Source organism: Gammaproteobacteria bacterium (assembly GCA_003696665.1).
GTDB lineage: Bacteria > Pseudomonadota > Gammaproteobacteria > Enterobacterales.
Genome location: RFGJ01000596.1, coordinates 1 through 1,468, shown reverse-complemented (window position 1 = coordinate 1,468; position 1,468 = coordinate 1). Strand labels below are relative to the sequence as shown.

The 1,468-nt window shown below is 50.7% G+C and carries 3 protein-coding genes; 1 reads left to right on the top strand and 2 read right to left on the bottom strand.

The features are described 5' to 3' along the window. The first annotated feature begins 19 nt into the window (after nt 1-19). Nucleotides 20-577, top strand: a complete 558-nt coding sequence (locus D6694_14480) for a hypothetical protein (protein ID RMH35787.1) — start codon at nt 20-22, stop codon at nt 575-577. A gap of 48 nt (nt 578-625) precedes the next feature. Here D6694_14480 and D6694_14475 read toward each other — a convergent pair whose 3' ends face one another. Together D6694_14475 and D6694_14470 are read right to left on the bottom strand one after the other, a co-directional pair. Next, the gene (locus D6694_14475) at nt 626-1,270 is read right to left on the bottom strand and encodes a hypothetical protein (protein ID RMH35786.1); all 645 of its coding nucleotides are present in this window, start codon (nt 1,268-1,270) and stop codon (nt 626-628) included. An 83-nt stretch (nt 1,271-1,353) separates the two neighbouring features. Then, a partial coding sequence (locus D6694_14470) for a hypothetical protein (protein ID RMH35785.1) occupies nt 1,354-1,468 on the bottom strand: 115 nt, incomplete at its 5' end.

Here is a 1,468-nt window from a genome sequence, read left to right as displayed (position 1 = left end):
CTCATGAACAAATGGGTGCATGCCATGTTCCGACAACTCAGCTTTTATTCGTTCCCCTTCTCTCACCATCCGAATCGGCACACAAGCCGGGCGGGCCGGAATCATCGAATGCGTCGCCACTTGTCGCACCGTCAGCGAAAAATACCCCCATCAAACACAGGAGGAATTGCTTATGCGCGCGAATACAAAATGGATGGCCATCTTCATGCTGATCCTGGGGGTGGCCGCCTGTTCCAAGAGCTCGGTAGCCGAACTGGCCACCGGCCGATGGGCGGCGGTGGACGGCAGCACCGTGGTGCTCGTCAACTTGCCCAAGGGGGTGTTCGAAATCTATGCCGTTTCGCAAGGAGCGCCGTTCCGGCTGCTCAAGGCCAAGAATTTGAAGGTGTTATCCGAGCAGCAGGACCCGCAGCAAGCCGTGGTGACCTATATCGCAAACGGCGGACAACCCAAAAAGGTGATTTTCCGCCTGCTCTGGAAAGACGATAACCATTTCAACCTTGCCCTCGTGGACCCGCTTACCGGCAAGGTCGAGCCGCTGGTGTTTGTTTCGGAAAAAGCCACGCTGAGAGACTGAGAGGGGACGAAGCCCCCTCTCACCAATTGAGTGAAAGGGCATCACTTATCAACCGCACGAGAATCGCTTTGACAGCTCAATGCAAACAGCCTGCCATACACTTTTGCCATTATTAATCGAATGCATCTCGCTAAGATGCGCTTTTTGCTTCAAGCTCTCGTCAGCAACACGCCTACATTCCTCCAGTCTTGCCTCGATCCTAGCTTTAACTTTCTCTTCGGCAGTCTTTCTCTTCCCACTATTAGCGGACTCATAAAAAGAAATCAATCCAAACTCCAAACTGGATTTATCAGGATTCTTGCATAGAAGACCCCCGATCCTATCGATGTCCTTCTTGTAGGCAGCGGTCGAATATATCTGGTTTTTAACCTCAATTAACGCGCGTGGAGATCCACACGCATGCCACAATATAATATCTGTTTTCCCATTCTCGCGAATTTTCCTCTCAAGCTTCCCTCTTCCTCTAGCTCCAGAATCCTCCAAGGCTTTTGCCACCTGATACTCAAGGGTAATATAACAACGAGAGGTTCTTTTTCTCAGCTCCCAAAGGCGCTTCGCTATATTGACTGTAATCAGGTACTCGGGCGCCTCCCACAGCCAGCTCCCCCCGCTCCAATTCTCATACTCTTTTTGGGAGTCTTTATAGGCCCCAAGAACCTCGCGAATAACCTCTTCCCTTTTTATTTTTGGCATAGCCCCCCAAACTTTATATAACTGACCATAATAAGATCAAAATGTCAATGATGTGTCCAGTAGCAGGTTTAGAATGAAAGATATCAAACTTCCGCCAAGTCGGAAAATCGCGTGTACTGCTTCACATAGGCCAGCCGGATGTCGCCAATCGGTCCGTTGCGCTGCTTGGCCAGGATCAAATCGGCCGTACCGGCTTCG